Below are 17331 nucleotides of genomic sequence, written 5' to 3' on the forward strand. Positions count from 1 at the left end.
GGAGCGGATGGAGTCAGGGGCCCGCGGTCCGGCGCTGGGGAGCGAGGAAGGTGTCGAGGTGGGTGAAGACCGCCTCGGGCTCTTCGCGCAGGGGCAGATGGCCGGCGCCGGGAACGAGTTCGAACCGTGAGTGCGGGAACGCGGCTGCGTAGGCGCGGCCGAAGTCGGGGGTGACGACCGTGTCGTCGCCGCCCCAGAGCACCAGCACCGGGAGAGCGACCGCACCGAGGCGGGGCAGCAGGTCCGGATCCTGTAGGTCGGGGCCGGTGTAGGCGCGCATCGTAGCCATCGTCCGTGCGCCCGGACCGCCTTCCTCCGAGGCACGGTTGGCGGGGGAGGAGGACGGGCCCGTAGCCGGTGGCGCCGTGGGCACGGTGACCTGCTGGCCGGGCACCGCCGGGCCGATGGCGTCGATGAGGACGAGCCGGGAGAGCCGGTCCGCGCGGTCGTCCAGGGCGATCCGGGTGGCGACCCAGCCGCCGAAGGATGTGCCGACCACTGTCACCTGGCTCAGCTCCAGGTGGTCCAGCAGTTCCAGGTAGACGGCGGCGAGGGCCGGGACCGAGTCCAGCTCGTCCGGCCGTTCGGTCCCCTCCCAGCCCGGGTGGGTGGGCGCCACCACCCGATGGTGTGATGCCAGATGCTCGCCGAGTGCCGCGACGCTGGCGGGACCGGGGCCGCCGTGCAGAAGGAGAAGGGGCCGGCCCTCCCCGCCCACACGCACGTCGAGGTCCAGGCCGGGGCGTATCGAGATGGTGCGATGGTGCAGCGCGTTCACAGATTTCCTCCTGTCCGGCGGACGTGGCCGGTGAAAGACGGCTGGTGGTGACGTGTCGGGGTCACTGGCTCGCCGGGCCGGTGGTGAAGAACTCGACCATCTGCTCCAGGCCGCGCGGACCGAACATGGTCTCCAGGTTCTCGGCGGAGTCGGCGGCGGATTCCGCGCTTCGCGGGAAGAGGGCCCGTTCGTAGGCGGCGAGGGCGGCTTCGGTGTCCCCGGGGTGGGCGGCGACGGCCTGGGCGAGTTCGGCACCGTCGAGCATGGCCAGATTGGCTCCCTCGCCCGCGAACGGGGACATGACGTGGGCGGCGTCGCCCAGCAGGGTCACTCCCGGTGCACGGTCCCAGCGGTGTCCGACCGGCAGGGCGTGGATGCGGCGCGGGGTGAGTGTGTCCGCGTCGGCCACCAGTCCGCGCAGGCCCTCGTCCCAGCCTTCGAAGTGGGCCAGGACCGCGGCCTTGGCGGCGGCGTGGTCCGTGAAGTCGAGGGTGTCGAGCCAGTCCTCGTCGGCCTTGAGCGCGGCGTAGACGTGCAGGCTGCCGTCGGTCTCGCGGTGTGCGAGGAAGCCGCGCTCGTCGCCGAGGCAGATGAAGAAGCCGGCGCCGACGATCGAGGCGCTCCGCGGGTGACGGGCGTCGGCCTCGAACAGGTCCGTTTCGACGAACGAGATGCCGGTGTAGACGGGCTTCGCGTCCGAGACCAGCGGCCGTACCCGTGACCAGGCGCCGTCGGCGCCGATCAGCAGGTCGGTCGTGACGACCGAGCCGTCGCCGAACGTCACCTCGTGCCGGCCGTCGCCCAGTGACCGGGCGCCGGTGACCTTCCGTCCCCAGCGGACCGTGCCGTCGGGCAGGGAGTTCAGCAGCAGATCGCGCAGGTCCCCGCGGTCCACCTCCGGCCGCTCGCCGGAGCCGTCGTCCTCCTCGGCCACGTGCACCGTGCCGTCGGGCCCCAGCACGCGCATGCTCTGACCGCCCTCGTGAATGATCTTGAGGAAGGCGTCGTGGAGACCGGCGGCGTGCAGTGCCTGCTGCCCGTTGGCGGCATGGATGTCGAGCATCCCGCCCTGGGTGCGTGCCCTCGGCGACGTCTCCAGTTCGAAGATCGCCGCCTCGATGCCGTTGACGTGCAGGACGCGGGCGGCCGTCAGGCCACCGAGACCTCCGCCGATGATCGCGACGGGGAAGTGGGTGGTGCTCATGAGGGCTCCGAGGGAAGTGGGGATCGTCTGTGTGCGGGAGACGGCTGCCGCAGCCGCATCGCCGTACCCGAAGGCGGGCACCGTGCTCGGCCGAGCGGGAGGTGGACACGATGCCACCGTAACGAACATGTTCGGAACGAACAAGTTCGTCGGCTACCTGATCGTCCCGCGCCAGGCCATGCCCGGAGGTCTACGAGCGGCCCTCCATGGACCGATTCCCTCGCGCCGCCGCCCCGTGTGCCGGGCTGTTCCGGCAGCGGGCGCGCCCGCATCGCCTGGGCCGTCGACGCCGTCCTGGCCGACATCGCACCGCCTGCGACCTGGAAGCCTGACCCGGAGCGAACATGTTCGAACCGAACGTGTTTCGACGTAGAATCCGGGCATGCCCACTCCGCAGAGCCGCCGCGAGCGGCCCGCAAAACCTGCCCTCACCCGTGACGGCATCATCGACGCGGCCGTCCTGCTGATGGAGCAGGAGGGCCTCCAGCGCGTCACCATGCGCCGGCTCGCCCAGGCCCTCGACACCGGCCCGGCCTCGCTGTACGTGTACGTCGCCAACACGGCCGAACTGCACGCCGCGATCCTCGACCGGCTGCTCGGCCGCGTCGACCTGAGTGCCGATCCCGGCGCCGACTGGCGCGAGCGACTGGACTCGGTGCTCGCCAGCTACGAGCAGGTCCTCTTCGCCCACCCGGCGCTCGCCCAGGCGGCGCTGACCGCGCGGCCCGCGGGCGAGAACTACCTCGCCCTGGTGGAATCCCTGCTCGCCCTGCTCAACGAGGGCGGCGTCCCCGACCGCCAGGCCGCCTGGGGCGTCGACATCCTGCTGCAACGCTCCACCGCTTCCGCCGCCGAACACTCCGCCCGCCGCGAGGACTCCAACGCCGAACGCGACTGGATACAGCTACGCCAGGCACTCGCCACCGCCTCGCCCGACACGCTGCCCCACGTACGCGCCCAGGCCGACAACCTCGTCTCCGGCACCCCCACCGAGCGCCGCCGCTGGAGCATCGAAACCCTCCTCAACGGCATCCTCGCGACCGACCCCCACACGCGGTAACGCCCACCCCAAGCTCCCCTTTCGACGGCCGGCCGTCGCGGCGATCGGGGCGGGCATCGGTCTGCTGTTCACCACGATGACCAATGTCGCCGTCGGGGACGTGAGCCCCGAACTGTCCGGCGCGGCCTCCGGCGTCTTCAACACCACCCGGCAACTGGGCCAGGCGCTGGGCACCGCCGCAGTCGGCGCCCTGTTGCAGGCCACGCTGCACCACACCCTCACGGACGAAGCCCTCCGCCGCAGTGCCGGCCTTCCCAGCGCCCACCGTCAGGAATTCGTCGACAGCTTCGAAGCCGTCGGCGACAGCGGCCTGTTCGCCCAGGCTCCCGGGAACACCGGGACAGCTGGAGCCGCGGGGCAGCAGATGCAACAGCTGAGCACCGAAGTCTTCAATCACGGGTTCGTCTCCGCCATGCGCTGGACACTGCTCCTGCCTCTCGGCTTCGCCGTCCTCGCGGCGCTGTGCTGCTTGGGAATCAGGAATCACCGAGCCGCAGCCGCCCCCACCGCCCTCATGAACCGTCCTGCCGACACGCCTGTCGAGGGGACGTCTCCGTAGGGTGCGGATGGCCGGGGTGACGGTGGTGTCGTGGCCGCGGGCGCAGGTGCCGACGCCGTCACCCCGCGCACCCGCATGTCACGGCTCCGGCAGCCTGCTGAGGTCGAGTTCTGTGCCGGTGATCTCTGTGCGGAGGGTGTTGAGCCGCTGGTAGTGGTCGACGGCGGATGCGTGCTGGGCCGTGACCAGTTGGAGTACGAGGGCGTGCAGGAGGGCCAGCGGTGCGAGGAGTTCGTTGGCGGCTCCCTCGGTCGAGTCGGGCAGGGGCAGCACCGTTCCGGCCCGGGTGTCCTTGGCCTCGTCGGTGGCCTCGGTCAGCAGGACGCTGTGTGCGCCGGTGCGGTGTGCGTGGTCGAGGACGATGCCGATCTCGCGGAAGAGGCGCAGCGGGGCGATGACGACCACGGCGTGTGCGGGTTGCAGGCGCAACAGGTCGTCGGCGAGGCGGAATCCGGTGGCTGTCCAGGCGTCGGACGCCTTGCCCGCGCGGCGGAGGCTGAGGGCGAACTGGTCGGCGAGGGCGGCGCCGGGGCCGATGCCGTAGGCCCACACGTGCTCGGCCTCGTTGAGGACGTCCACGGCGCGTGTCCATGCGGTGCTGTCGACGAGCGCCGGCACGTCGCCGAGCAGGGCGCGTCCGGCGTCGATGACGGGTTGCAGTGCGGCGTGTGCCGGGTGCAGCCGCTGTACCCGGTCGTCGAGGACCTGGGCGGGATCGCGGCGTCGTGCCAGGTGCTGGACGAGGCTGCGTTTGAGGTCGCCGAGGCCCGCGAAGCCGAGCTTGCGCGCGGTGCGGATCACGGTGGCGTCGCTGGTCCCCGTGGCCTTGCCGAGCTTGGCCGCCGAGGAGACGGCCGCTTCTTCGGGGTGCCGTTGCAGATATGCGGCGACGGCGCGTTCGCCGCTCGCCAGCGGTCCGGCCCGGCGGATGCGCTCGGCCAGCGTGTCAGATGAAGTGTTCACGTTGTCCATTGTCCCCCCATGAAGTGAATGCTACGTTCCTCGGGTCAACGCTCCCGACTCCGCGGAGACAGCGATGAAACCATCCCCGCAGCCGCGCGTCGCCGTCATCGGCGTGGGCACCATGGGAAGCCAGGTCCTCCACCAACTCGCCTCCCGCGGCGTGCCGGTGACCGGGTTCGAGCAGTTCGACATCGGCCACGGACGCGGCGCTGCGGGCGGTGAGACGCGCATCTTCCGTATCGCCTACAAGGAGGGCGGCGATTACGTCCCGCTGCTGCGCGAGGCGCGGAAGGCGTGGGAACGGCTCGGTGACCGGACGGGTACCCCGCTGCTCACCCCGTGCGGGGCGCTGACCGTCGGGTCGGCGCAGGACCCCGACGTGCGTACCGTTCTCGGGGTGGCCCGGGAGTGGGGGCTGGACGTCGAACAGCTCGACCGCCGCCGGATGGAACGGCGGTTCCCCCAGCACCGGCTCTTCGAGGACGACATCGTGCTGCTCGACCGGGAGGGCGGGCTGCTCGATCCGCACCGCGCCGTGGTCGCAGCCGCCCGGCTCGCCGAGCAGGCAGGGGCCGCGCTGCACACCCGCACCACCGTCCTCGACGTCGTCGAGACCGGCACGGGCGTGGCCGTCCACTACCGGCACGGACCGCCAGCGCGGGGCCTCTCCCCGGACCCGGGCGGGGCCGGCGGGCGGGCCCGGGACGGCGTCGAGGTCGAGGAGTTCGACCAGGTCGTCCTGTGCACCGGCCCCTGGATCGGCCGCAGCGTGCCCGGGCTCGCCGACGAGGTCGAGATCCGCCGCGCCGTGCTGTGCTGGTTCGACACCGGCGGGAAGGACGCCGGTGCGCAATGGGCCCCGGGGCGCTTTCCCGTGGGCATCCGGCGCAGTGGCGCGGACAACAGCTTCTCCTTCTTCCCCGATGTCGGCGGCGGGGTGAAGGTCAATCTGCACGTGCCCAAGTCGCCCGTGGACGACCCCGACCGGCTGGATCCCGTGGTCGAACCCGACTACGCCCCGCGGGTGTCGGCCGCCGTGGCGCGGTGCCTGCGGGGCCTGCCGGACCGGCCCACCGCGGTCCGCACCTACATGGACGGCTACACCGCCGACAACCACGGCATCATCGGCCGCGACCCGCGGCGGCCCCACGTCCTGGTCATGGGCGGGTTCTCCGGGCACGGCTTCAAGCTGGCGCCGGTCTTCGCCGAAGCGGCGGCCGATCTGCTGCTCGACGGCCGCACCGGCATCCCCGTCGATCATCTGTCGCTGTCGCGGCTGTCCTGATCCTCATCCGCAGGAGGGTTCCATGCTCCGTATCGGCATCGACGTCGGCGGTACCTTCACCGACGTCACGGCCCTGGACACGGCCGACGGCCGGTTCCACATCCACAAGTTGCCCTCGACCACCGACGACCAGTCCGTCGCCGTCGCCGAAGGGGTCCGCGCGATCCTGCAACGGACCGGGGCGGCACCCGGCGACGTCGGATACCTCGGGCACGGCACCACTGTGGCCACCAACACCGTGCTGGAGTCCGACGGGGCACGCACCGCGCTGGTGACCACCGCCGGGCTCCGCGACGTACTGGAGATCGGCCGCCAGCAGCGCCCCGACCTCTACGACCTCGACGCCGACAAGGCGCCCGCGCTGGTCGACAGATCGCTGGTGCACACGGTCACCGAGCGGATGACCGCCCAGGGAACGGTACGTACCCCACTGAGCGGCCGGGACGCCGACGCCGTCGTGGAGCGGATCCGCGCGGCGGACCCGGAGGCGGTCGCGGTCTGCTTCCTGCACAGCTACCGCAACGACCGCCACGAACGGGAGATCGCGGACCGCCTGCGCGCCGCGCTGCCCGACGTCTACGTGTGTGCCTCGGCGGACATCGCCCCCGTCTTCCGGGAGTTCGAACGGTTCTCGACGGCCGCGGTCAACGCCTACGTCGGACCGCGTATCAACCGCTACATGTCGCGGCTCGCCGACCGGATCGAGGCGACGGGCGTGCCGGTCCCGCCCAAGGTGATCGGTTCGAGCGGCGGCATGATGTCGCTGGAATCGGTGGCCCGCTACCCGGTGACCACCCTGCTGTCCGGCCCCTCGGCCGGCGTCGTCGCGGCCTCGCACGTGGCGGGCCAGGCCGGCTTCGGCAACCTGATCACCTTCGACATGGGCGGTACGAGCACCGACGTGTGCCTCGTGCGCGACGGGCAGGCCGTGGCCTCGACGCAGCGCCGGATCAACGGCCGGCCCGTGCGCACCCCCTCGCTCGACATCCACACCGTCGGCGCCGGCGGCGGCAGCATCGCCCACGTCGACTCCGGCGGAGCGCTGGAGGTCGGCCCGGCCAGCGCCGGCTCCCAGCCGGGCCCCGCCGCCTACGGGCGCGGCGGCGACCGGCCCACCGTCACCGACGCGAACGTGCTGCGCGGCAGGCTCAACCCGCGCCACATCCTCGGCGGCGCGCTCGCCGTGGACTACGAAGCGGCCGCTCGCGCGGTGGACGGCGTCGCGAAGGCGATGGCGACCGGCCGGGAGGTGGCCGCGCGCGGCATCGGCAGGATCGCGGCCGTCAACATGGCCGGGGCCGTGCGCAAGGTCTCCGTCGAAGCAGGCGAGGATCCGCGCGCCTACGTCCTGGTCGCCTTCGGCGGCGCCGGCCCCCTGCACGCGGTCGAGGTCGCCAGGGAGGTCGGTATGCGCACCGTCGTGGTGCCGCCGAACCCGGGCACCCTGTGCGCCCTGGGCCTGCTCGTCACCGACATCCGCGCCGAGTTCCCCCGCGCCGTGCTGGAAGAGGCGGACGAGCACGACCCCGGGAAGCTGGACGAGGCGCTGCGCGAGGCCCACGAGTCCGCACGCGGCTGGCTGGCGGCCGAGGCCCCGCCGGGCGCGGAGACGAGGATCACCGGGGAGGCCCGGATGCGCTACGCGCGGCAGAACTTCGAGCTGTCGGTGCCGCTGCCGCGGCAGGCGATCGACACCGCACGCTTCGGCCCCGGCGCCGTCGCCGAGATGGTCGCCGCCTTCCACGAACAGCACACGAAGAGCTACGGCTTCGCACACGCCGACGCGCGGGTGCAGATCGTCGAGATCCAGCTGACCGCCGCCGCGCTCGTCGACAAACCGGAACTGCCCTCCATAGCAGCGGGATCCGACCCCCGCGAAGCGCTGGTGGACCGCCGCCAGGTCGACTTCGACGAGACCGGTCCGCTCGACACCCCCGTCTACGAACGCGCGGGGCTGCGTGCCGGAACCCGGCTGCCGGGCCCGGCCATCGTCGAACAGCTCGACACCACGACGGTCATCACACCCGACGCGACCGCGCTCGTCGACGCGTACGGCAACCTCGTCATCGAAGTGGAGCAGCGTTGAGGAATCAGACGCACACCCCCGACCCCATCACGGTGCAGGTCATCGGCGCGTCCCTGGTGACGATCGCGGAGGAGATGGGCGCCGTGCTGCGCAGGGCGAGCTACTCGACCAACATCAAGGAGCGCTCCGACTGCTCCACCGCGCTGTTCGACGCGCAGGGCAAACTGGTGGCGCAGGCCGAGAACATGCCCATCCACATGGGCTCGATGACCGGCCTGATCGACGCACTGCTCGCCTCCGAGCTGACCGTGCGGCCCGGAGACGTCTTCCTCACCAACGACCCGTACCGCGGCGGCGGTACCCATCTGCCCGACCTCACGATGGTCAAGCCCGTCTTCGTGGACGGCGAACTGGTCGGCTACAGCGCCAACATCGCCCACCACTCCGACATCGGCGGCCGGGTCCCCGGCAGCAACGCGGGCGACTCCGACTCCCTTTTCCAGGAAGGGCTGCGCATACCCCTGGTCAGGTTCGCCACGGCCGACGGCATCGAACAGGCCCCGCTCGCCTTCGTCGAACTCAACTCGCGGCTGCCGCACGAGCGTCGCGGCGACATGCTCGCGCAGCTGGCGTCCGTGGAAGTGGGCGAGCGGCAGCTGTGCGAGGTGCACCGGCGCCACGGCACCCCGACGGTGCGCGCGGCGACCGCGCACCTCCTGGACCACTCCGCGAAACGACTGGCCGCCGCCCTGCGCGAGGTCCCCGACGGCACCTACCACTTCAGCGACCTGATGGACCCGCCGGAGACCGGAGCCGAGGACGAGGGCGGAGCCGCCGGAGCCGAAGGCACCAGGATCGCGGTCGCGGTCACCGTCAGCGGCGACCGCGTCGCGCTGGACTTCGCCGGGACGGGCCCGCAGGCGGCGGTCGGGATCAACGTGGTGCGCCCGGCGCTGGAAGCGACCGTCTACTACGCGCTGAAGGCCGTCCTCGACCCCGGAATCCCGCCCAACGGCGGCTTCTTCGACGCGGTCGGCATCACCGCCCCCATGGGCAGCATCGTCAACCCGCGCGAACCCGCGCCCGTCACCGCCCGCACGGACACCTGCCAGCGGGTGGCCGACGTCGTCCTCGGCGCGCTGGCCGCCGCCCTGCCCGACCGGGTACCGGCCGCGGGCCACAGCACCGTCACCTATGTGACGTTCTCGGGGGAGCACGAGGACGGCTTCTTCGTCTACCCCGAGGTGGTCGCCGGCGGCGGAGGCGCCCGGACCACCAAGGACGGCCTGGACGCCGTCCAGGTCCACATCACCAACTCCTCCAACCTGCCCATCGAGGCGCTGGAACAGGAGTACCCGCTCCTCGTCGACACCTACGAGCTGATCCCCGACTCCGGCGGCGCCGGCACCCACCGCGGCGGCCTCGGCGTGCGCAGGGACGTACGCGTCCTCGGCGACGGCGCCGAATTCTCCGCGCACGCCGACCGGCAGACCACCCGGCCCTGGGGGCTGAGCGGCGGACACGACGGCAGCCCCGGCCGGTTCGTCGTCAACCCGGGTCGGGACGGCGAGCGGCAGCTGCCGGGCGGCAGGATCTCGGGCGTACGCCTGCGGCAGGACGACGTGCTCAGGGTGGAGAGCCCCGGCAGCGGCGGCTTCGGCGCACCGGCGGACCGCGACCCGGAGCTGGTGCGCGAGGACCTGCGCAACGGACGCATCACCGAACGTGCGGCACACGATCTCTACGGGCTCGGACGGGCGAGCGAGCCCGGCCGGCAGTGACCGAACGGAGTGCAGGCATGACCACCACACCGGCCACCCGGCAACAAGCCCCGGCGCCCGACACCTCCCTGGCCCGCCGCGTGACCTGGGCGACCTGGACGGGCTGGGGCCTGGACGGCTTCACCAACCAGATGTTCCCCCTGGCGCTCAGCGGGATCATCGCCGCCTTCGGCCTGACGACCGGACAGGGCGGACTGGCCACCTCGGCGGCGCTCCTCAGCTCGGCCGTCGGCGGCGTCGTCGGCGGCAGACTCGCCGACCGCTTCGGCAGGGTGCAGGTCCTCCTCCTGGTCATCTGCGGATACGCCCTGTTCACCGGATTGACCGCCACCTCGCAGAACTTCGAGTCCCTCCTGCTGTGGCGCACTCTCGAAGGCTTCTTCTTCGGCGCCGAATGGCCGGTGGGCGCGGCGCTCATGGCCGAGTACGCCGCACCGGAACGCCGGGGCAGGGCACTGGCGTGGGTGCAGTCCGCGTGGGCCGTCGGCTGGGCGGGCGCGAACCTCTCCTATCTGCTCAGCCACGCCTGGCTGCCGGACACGGTCGCCTGGCGGGTCATGTTCACCGTCGGCATCCTGCCCGCACTCGTGGCGCTGGTCATCCGGCGCAGCCTGCGCGACATCCCCCGGACGCGTACCGGGCCCGCCGCCGCGGACGCACCGGCGGCGGACACGGCACCCGAAAAACCTCACAGGAAGGGCGCGTTCGCCGAACTGTTCTCCCCGGCCCTGCGCAAAGTCACCGTCCTGGGCACGCTGTTCGGCGCGACCGGGCTGGCCAGCACCTACGCGCTCCAGACCTGGATCCCGCTCTATCTGAAGGACGAGCGCGGGCTCAGCGTCAGCAGTACGGCGCTGTACGTCTGGTTCATGATCGTCGGCAACTGGCTGGGCTATGTGCTCGGCGGCCGCCTGCACGACCGGATAGGACGCCGCTGGGCCTTCACCGTCTTCTACCTGGGTACCGCGGTGTTCGGCTTCCTGTTCATGGCGATACCCGTGGACGCGCTCTGGTACAACCTGATGCTCGCACTCGTGGTCGGCTTCTTCATCGCGGCCCAGGCGTCGGGCAAGGGCGCGCTGTTCACCGAGCTGTTCCCGGCACACGCGCGGGGCACGGGCGCCGGCATCACCTACAACGTGGGCCGCGGCGTCGCGGCGTTCAGCCCCGCACTCATCGGCTGGGCGGCGGCGAGCATCGGACTGGGCATGGCCATCGTCACGGTGGTCACGGTCTGCACCGTCCTGACCCTGCTGTTCATCTGGCTCATGCCCGAGACCAGGGGACGGGTCCTGGACTGACGACGGAGCCCGGATCGCACCATGGCCGTCCCGGCCCGCCTGTTCCTAAGGTGAGCGGATGACGCGATTCGACGGCTACGGAGTCTTGATCACGGGCGCCGGCCAGGGCATCGGCGAGGCCACGGCACGGCGTTTCGCGGGGGAGGGCGCCCAGGTGCTCGTCACCGACCGGGACGCGGCCCGGGCACAGCGGGTGGCCGCCGCGATCCGCGACACCGGCGGCACAGCCGAACCGCACGCCTGCGACGTGACCGACCGTGCCGCCGTGGAAGCGGCGGTCGCCCACGCCGTGGACTCCTTCGGCCGCCTCGACGTCCTGGTCAACAACGCCTACGCGTGCCACCCGGACCCCGCACGCTTCGAGGACCACGAAGACGCCCCCTGGTACGAGGACTTCGAGGTCACCCTGCACGGCGCCTACCGCTGCACACGCGCTGCCCTGCCGCACCTGGCAGCGGCCGGCGGCCGGGGAGCCGTCGTCAACATCGGCTCGGTCAACGCCGAACGCCACTTCGGCGACCACGCCTACAGCGCCGCCAAGGCCGCGCTCGCCTCCCTCACCCGCACCCTCGCCGTCGACTGCGCCCCGCGCGGGGTGCGGGTGAACATCGTCGAACCCGGCACGACCCGCACCGGCGCCTGGGACGACCGCGGCCCGGTTCTCGCACGCGTCGCCGCCCACTACCCGTTGGGCCGGGTCGGCGAGCCGGCGGACATCGCCGCCGCCGTCACCTTCCTCGCCTCGGCGGACGCGGCCTGGATCACCGGAGTGACATTGCCGGTCGACGGGGGCCTGCTGGCGAGCAACCTCGCGATGAACCACGCGATGTCAGCGGAGTGAGCGCACGTGCACCGGACCGTGCCGGGCCGTGGGAACCCCGTCGCGTCGGCGGACGTCACATGCGGGGCGCGTAGGGGGCGATGCCGATGATGAGGATGCTGCGCTGCCCGCTGTGCGCCCGCCCGGCCAGGCGCACGGGGCCGACGTAGTGGCTGACCCGGTGGTCGTGCACGGCGTACCCGTCCAGGGGTTCGGTGAGGGTGAAGCGGGCCAGGACGGCGTCGTCGGGAAGGTCCTCCGGCTGCCGGCCGGCGGCCGAGGCCCGGGCGATGACGTTCTCCCCGCCGGAGATGTCCGCACAGCCGATCAGGTGGGCGAAGGTGAAGGTGGCCGGCGAACCGCCGTCCTGGTGCAGGCAGTTCGGGGACGGCACGGCGGCATCGGTGCGGTCGCCGACCGCCAGTTTGATCAGGTGCACACCGACGTAGACGGGCGCGTGGTGCAGTTCCTCCAGCCACAGGGCCTGCGCCAGATCCGCGCGCATCAGGTCGAGCAGCAGCGCGTTCTCCCGCAGCGCGGCAGGCACGTCGGGGAGCCTGCGCCGCATGTTGGGGTACTCCGGGTTGTGCTCGTCCTGCCAGTACTCGGTGACCGTGCCGTGTTCCGCGTCGGGGGCACCGGGCACGAAGGACAGCTGATCCGTCCAGGGCAGAAAGACCGCGTGCGAGTAGCGGCGGAACCGGTTGCTGTCCGGCGCGTAGGGATCCCGCGGCAGCCGCGTGCAGACGTCGGCGATCTGCTGGAGGTCGTCGGTGCGGGCGTCCGGGTCCACACCGAGCTCCGCGGCGTGGAAGCGTGCGAAGCCCCTGTGCCGCAGGTGGCCGGCCGGCCCGTCGAGGCCGCCGCCGTGCGGGGCACCGGCCGGAGCCCGGGTGGCCCGGTCACGGGGGACGGTGTGCGGGCGGGGGCCGTCGGCGGCGAGGGACGCCAGGTCGTCGTCTCCCAAGAGGTCCTCCGTCAAGGATCGTGCGGAAGGCGCGGACGCGACGCCGCGACGTGCGGTTTCCGGCCGCGCCGCCCCACAGCTTGCCTCCTGCCACACCCGCGGACAACGCCGCCTGCCGGCACCGGTCGTTTCCCACCCGGCCGGCCCTGGCACCCCGCCGAACAGCCCGGCACGGTGGGCCGGGGGAGGGGCCGAGGGCCGAGCCGCACCGGCCGTCGCCATGCCCCCGTCATAGGGACGTATCCGATGCCCCAGTCATACGACAGATGCTCGGGGGCGCGGGCGGCACCATACTGAACGTCACGGGCGGAACGTACAGACACCGCTGCCTCCCGCACCCCCGCTGTCCCCGGGCCGGAGACGTCCGGGGACGACGCGTGTGACGGTGCCGACGGCGCGGTGCCCATGGCAGAAGCGACGTGAACCTCTGCGGGCGGTGGAATCCCTTGGGGTATACAGACAGGATGCTTGCTCCCGCGTTGCAGCGGATGGCTGACCGGCCGATTGCCAAGGTCCTGGACACCCTCTCCAGACGCTGGTCGATCCCGGTCATCTACGCGGTGGCCGAAGGGCGTTGCCGGTTCAACGACCTGCACCGCCACCTGGAGGGCATCAACCACAAGGTCCTCATCGAGACCGTCTACCGGCTCCAGCGGGACGGATACCTGGACGGCCCGCTGACCGCACCGGGCGGGCGGGGCCGAACGGAGGCGCCGCCCTACGCACTGACCGGACTGGGCTGGCAGTTGTGGGGACTCATCGAAGACATCGACAAATGGAGCAAGGAACGCGAGCAGTATCTCGTGCGTGCCCCGGCCGAATTCGACCGGCTGGCCAGATGACACCGGAGGGCAGGACGGCCCGGAAAGAAAGCGGGGAAGTCGGGCGGGGGACGTACTCCGGAGTACGTCGTTGTGCGCCCGCTGCCGCACGCGTAGCGTTCCAGCGGAATCACTCAGCGAGGCCGATCCGTGCATGTCGCATTTACGGCGGAAGCCGAGGGATGGAGGGTCCGCATGACGATGCCGGCTGAACGTCCGGGGCGTGTGATCTGGAGAGACGGTGAATTCATTCCGTGGGACGACGCCGTGGTGCACGTCAATGCCGTGGGACACGCGTCCGTCTCGGCCGCATTCGAGGGAGTGCACGCCTATTGGAGCCCGACGCGCCGTCAATTGCTCGGATTCCGGCTGCGGGACCACATGCGGCGGCTGGTCGACTCGCTGCGGCTCGGTTCGCTGCGTCCCTCCTTCGACGCGGACGAACTCACCGCGGCGGCGGCGGGGCTGCTGGCCCGGGTCGGCGCACCGGGCCGGGACGTCTACCTGCGGCCCTGGGGATTCGCGGCCGGTCTGCACCGTGAGCAGATGGTCCCGGCGGGCACCCGGGCCGAAGTCGTCATCGACAGCTGGGACTTCACCAGCAAACTGGGGCAGGGACAGACCTGCGCGCTCGCCGTCAGCTCCTGGCCGCGGCTGAACAGCAGCGCCTCGCCCGCCGGGCTGAAGGTCTTCTCCAACTACCACAACGGCCGCCTCGGCACGATCGACGCCCGCAGCCGCGGCGCGGACTGGCCCGTGTTCGTCAACGCCAACGGCGAAGTCACCGAGAGCTCGGGCGCCTGCATCGTGATGGTCGTCGACGGAACGCTGTGCACACCGGATCCGGGCAGCGGCATCCTGGACAGCATCACCCGCAGATCCGTGTTCGAACTCGCCGCCGAGGCAGGCATTCCGACCCGGACCCGACGCATCGAACGCACCGAGCTGTACCTCGCCGACGAGGTGTTCCTGCTCGGCACGGCGGCGGAGGTCCTGCCCGTGGTGTCGGTCGACGGCTTCGCCATCGGCGACGGAGCGCAGGCCGGGCCGGTCACGCGGAAGGTCGAATCGCTCTACCACCAGGCCGTGCGCGGCGCCCTGAGCACACACGAGGCGTGGCTCACCGCGGTCGAACCGGGCAGCGCCTGACGCACCGTCCGCCCTGATGGCCGGCGGCGGCGCCTCCCACCCGGAACGCGCCGCCGCCGTCGTGCCGCCGAGGGCCGGTTCGCCGGCACCGCCGGGCAGGCACGACGGTGAGGACACGGCCTAGGACGGGGGCGGGGCGTCGCGGTCCGCCGTGATGCGCCGCGCGTACAGCTCCGGCGTCAGGCCCAGCAGCCGGTGTGTGCCCAGGCGTACCAGCAGCACCGGGTGCACGCCCCGGTGGTAGAGGGCGAGCACGTCGCCGCTCAGCAGCTCCCGGCGCTCCTCCGGCTCCAGATCCAGCAGGGCGAGCTGGCGGCCGGGCTCGGCCCGTAGCGCGGCGAGGTACTCCGGATCGTGGGACGCGCGGTAGCACAGCCGGTTGATCTCGTGGACGGACATCGGGTCACCTCCGGACCGGTCGTCTGCGGGCCCCGCGCCTCACTGCCAGGCCGCGAAGGCATGCCCCTCGCCCTCGCGGTGGTCCATGACCGACACCGACAGGTCCCGGCAGATCTCGGCCATCACGATCCACGGCAGGATCTCCCCGGACACGCTCCCCGCGGCGGCGATCTGCTCCGCCGTCGCCTCCTGTGACAGCCGGTCCAGGCGGCCGTGGCGCAGATGGGAGACCGCCGTGGCGGCCCACTCCGGCGCCGGGACGCCGTACATCCGGTCGGGATCGATCCGCGGCGAGCCCACGTCGAGGGAGAAGCTGCCGCTGGCCACCACGGCGACCCGGCGGGCCGGGAGATCCTCCAGCGCGCGCCGGACGGCGGCTCCCAGGCGGCGGCAGCGGTGCGCGGTCGGCAGCGGACCGACCATGCCGTTGATGTACACGGGCACGATGGGCACGCCGTGCGGGTTGAGGAAGTGCAGCGGGACGACGATCGAGTGGTCCACCGTGGCCGCACGCGAGAGCACCGGGTCGAACTCCTGGAGGACCAGCCGTTCGTGCAGCTGTGCACCGAGCTTCCCGGCCACCCTCAGCTCCACCGCGGACACGCCCGGAACCTCGTCGTTGGGGCCGCGTACGCGATCGGCGCCGACGACGGCGAACGTGGGCCAGGCGTCGAGGAAGAAGGTGTTGATGTGGTCGCAGCTGAGGATCACGACCACATCCGCGTCGCTCCCCGCCACCACCGTCTCCACGGCGCGGTAACGGGCGGCGATGTCGTGGCCCTGCTCCGTACCGCCGCGGGCCAGCGCGGGGAAGACCGGGGTGTGCGGCACACCGGCCGCCGCAACGATCTGCGCCATCGCCGGGCCCTCAGCGAGCGGGCCCGGCCGGCGCGACGGGCTCGCCCCGGCGGCCCCCTCCGGCCCGGTACAGCTGCGTCAGCAGCCGCAGCGTCTCCAGCCCCGCCGCGCCGCTGGCGGTCATCGGGTCGCCGGTGCGCACGGACCGGCAGAAGTCGGCCGCCTGGAGGCGGTGCGAGATCCCGTAGTAGTCGATGCCGGAGGGCTGTTCGCGGGTGGCGCGGGCCTTCTCGGCACGGGCCGCCGTCACGAGTTCCTCACCGCCGTCGACGAGGTGCAGGGTGCCGGGGTGGTCCAGGTCGAACAGCACGGTTCCCGCCGAGCCCACGACGCCGATCCGGGTCCGCCAGGAGATCACGCTCGCGACCGTGACGCTGTAGGTCACCAGCGTTCCGGCCGGACTCCGCAGCAGAGCGGCGAACGTGTCCTCGGTCTCCATGGCCTCCCGCAGCTGCCCCGAACCGGCGGCGGCGCCGACCACTTCCAGCCCCCGGCACAGCCAGCGCACCACGTCCAGCGCGTGGTACCCCTGGTTCACCAGGGCCGAACCGCCTTCGCCCGCCCACGTGCCGCGCCAGTAACTGTCCCGGTAGTAGGGGGCCGTCCGGCCGCACTGGAGGGTGACGTCGACGGCCACGGGCACCCCGAGCAGCCCCTTCGCCAGCCAGCTGCGCACCGCCTGGACGACGGGGTCGTAGCGGTGCTGGGAGACGACCGACAGCACGCGGCCGGTGCGCTCGCCGAGGGCCACCAGCTCCGCGCCCTCGGCGTCGCTCATCGCCAGCGGCTTCTCCACCAGGACGTGCTTGCCCGCCCGCAGGGCCGCGGCGACCAGTGGCGCGTGCTGGGCGTGGTCGACGGCGATGGAGACGCTGTCGACCTCCGCGTCGGCGAACACCTCGGCGGGGTCGGTGGTGACGGCGGATATCCGTCCGGAGCGTGCCAGCGACCGGGCCGCCTCCATGTCCCGGTCACAGGCCCACTTGAGGACGACACCGCCGGCCGCCGAGAAAGCGTCCACATGATTCGGGGCGACGCGACCGCACCCGATAATCGCGTGCACGAGAGGGGTGTGCGTGTCGCTGCGCAGAAGATTCATCTCGTGATCCTCATCTGCTCGGCAGGAATGCAGGGCGTCCGATCCTGATCTGCCGGAGACGTTACCTGTCAAAGCGCCCGGTACACCTGCGTACTTCCAAGTACGTGACGGCGAAGCGCCGGAAAACCGTTTTCGGCGCACGCACTTGAAAGTACGTTCTTGTCGCCGGCACAGGAACTGCCCAGACTGCTCAGGAACCGGCCGACGGGTTTGAGGAGTTCCCTGTGAAGTCGTTTACCGAGCACGGTCGGCAAAAATCTA

Annotated in this window: 16 protein-coding genes; 9 read left to right on the top strand and 7 right to left on the bottom strand. The window is 71.9% G+C overall.

Translation table 11 applies throughout. The features are described from left to right. Positions 1–13: 13 nt before the first annotated feature. Together SCA03_RS08815 and SCA03_RS08820 are read right to left on the bottom strand one after the other, a co-directional pair. Entirely contained in the window at positions 14–778 is a 765-nt protein-coding gene (locus SCA03_RS08815; RefSeq protein ID WP_230988552.1) for an alpha/beta fold hydrolase, read from the bottom strand. 61 nt (positions 779–839) lie between these two features. Next, complete coding sequence (locus SCA03_RS08820) at positions 840–1982, bottom strand: FAD-dependent oxidoreductase (protein ID WP_086814698.1); 1143 nt, start codon at positions 1980–1982, stop codon at positions 840–842. A 382-nt stretch (positions 1983–2364) separates the two neighbouring features. Between SCA03_RS08820 and SCA03_RS08825 the strand changes: the two genes are divergently transcribed. Both SCA03_RS08825 and SCA03_RS08830 read left to right on the top strand, forming a co-directional pair. Further along, on the top strand, positions 2365–3042 hold the full coding sequence (locus SCA03_RS08825) for a TetR/AcrR family transcriptional regulator (RefSeq protein WP_030873815.1): 678 nt from the start codon (positions 2365–2367) through the stop codon (positions 3040–3042). Between the two features lie 76 nt (positions 3043–3118). Continuing rightward, positions 3119–3601 carry an MFS transporter gene (locus SCA03_RS08830; protein WP_141275289.1) on the top strand — a complete coding sequence of 161 codons (483 nt, stop codon included), beginning with the start codon at positions 3119–3121 and terminating at the stop codon, positions 3599–3601. 78 nt (positions 3602–3679) lie between these two features. Here the strand turns inward: SCA03_RS08830 and SCA03_RS08835 are convergent, their stop codons facing one another. Continuing rightward, a complete protein-coding gene (locus tag SCA03_RS08835; protein WP_030873811.1) occupies positions 3680–4573 on the bottom strand; it encodes a MurR/RpiR family transcriptional regulator in 894 nt (297 codons plus the stop codon). Positions 4574–4637: 64 nt separating this feature from the next. Here SCA03_RS08835 and SCA03_RS08840 point away from each other — a divergent pair, with 64 nt between their 5' ends. Genes SCA03_RS08840 through SCA03_RS08860 form a run of 5 tightly spaced genes read left to right on the top strand, consistent with a single transcriptional unit; the run spans position 4638 to position 11798 of the window. Continuing rightward, entirely contained in the window at positions 4638–5849 is a 1212-nt protein-coding gene (locus tag SCA03_RS08840) for an FAD-dependent oxidoreductase (protein WP_086817764.1), read from the top strand. Between the two features lie 22 nt (positions 5850–5871). Then, positions 5872–7935: a hydantoinase/oxoprolinase family protein gene (locus SCA03_RS08845; protein WP_086817765.1), complete on the top strand. Its 2064-nt coding sequence runs from the start codon at positions 5872–5874 to the stop codon at positions 7933–7935. After that, positions 7932–9656, top strand: coding sequence for a hydantoinase B/oxoprolinase family protein (locus tag SCA03_RS08850; RefSeq protein ID WP_086817766.1), 1725 nt, complete (start codon positions 7932–7934; stop codon positions 9654–9656). Before SCA03_RS08845 ends, SCA03_RS08850 begins: the two co-directional genes overlap by 4 nt. Positions 9657–9673: 17 nt before the next feature. Continuing rightward, on the top strand, positions 9674–10957 hold the full coding sequence (locus SCA03_RS08855; RefSeq protein WP_212766677.1) for an MFS transporter: 1284 nt from the start codon (positions 9674–9676) through the stop codon (positions 10955–10957). Positions 10958–11015: 58 nt separating this feature from the next. Continuing rightward, a complete protein-coding gene (locus SCA03_RS08860) occupies positions 11016–11798 on the top strand; it encodes an SDR family NAD(P)-dependent oxidoreductase (RefSeq protein ID WP_030873802.1) in 783 nt (260 codons plus the stop codon). A gap of 55 nt (positions 11799–11853) precedes the next feature. Here the strand turns inward: SCA03_RS08860 and SCA03_RS08865 are convergent, their stop codons facing one another. Further along, positions 11854–12744, bottom strand: a complete 891-nt coding sequence (locus tag SCA03_RS08865) for a 2OG-Fe dioxygenase family protein (protein WP_158102349.1) — start codon at positions 12742–12744, stop codon at positions 11854–11856. Positions 12745–13232: 488 nt separating this feature from the next. On the opposite strand from SCA03_RS08865, the gene SCA03_RS08870 reads away from it, so the two are divergent. Both SCA03_RS08870 and SCA03_RS08875 read left to right on the top strand, forming a co-directional pair. After that, complete coding sequence (locus SCA03_RS08870; RefSeq protein WP_051845807.1) at positions 13233–13586, top strand: winged helix-turn-helix transcriptional regulator; 354 nt, start codon at positions 13233–13235, stop codon at positions 13584–13586. Between the two features lie 174 nt (positions 13587–13760). Next, on the top strand, positions 13761–14714 hold the full coding sequence (locus SCA03_RS08875) for an aminotransferase class IV (RefSeq protein WP_030873793.1): 954 nt from the start codon (positions 13761–13763) through the stop codon (positions 14712–14714). A gap of 120 nt (positions 14715–14834) precedes the next feature. On the opposite strand, the gene SCA03_RS08880 is transcribed toward SCA03_RS08875, so the two are convergent. The 3 genes from SCA03_RS08880 to SCA03_RS08890 are packed head-to-tail and all read right to left on the bottom strand — an operon-like array spanning position 14835 to position 17070. After that, positions 14835–15113 carry a hypothetical protein gene (locus SCA03_RS08880; RefSeq protein ID WP_030873791.1) on the bottom strand — a complete coding sequence of 93 codons (279 nt, stop codon included), beginning with the start codon at positions 15111–15113 and terminating at the stop codon, positions 14835–14837. Positions 15114–15152: 39 nt separating this feature from the next. Further along, entirely contained in the window at positions 15153–15971 is an 819-nt protein-coding gene (locus tag SCA03_RS08885) for a DODA-type extradiol aromatic ring-opening family dioxygenase (protein WP_051855270.1), read from the bottom strand. Positions 15972–15981: 10 nt separating this feature from the next. After that, a complete protein-coding gene (locus SCA03_RS08890) occupies positions 15982–17070 on the bottom strand; it encodes a Gfo/Idh/MocA family protein (RefSeq protein WP_086817768.1) in 1089 nt (362 codons plus the stop codon). Positions 17071–17331: the final 261 nt, after the last annotated feature.

Source organism: Streptomyces cacaoi, assembly GCF_006539165.1.
GTDB classification, from domain to species: Bacteria; Actinomycetota; Actinomycetes; order Streptomycetales; family Streptomycetaceae; genus Streptomyces; species Streptomyces cacaoi.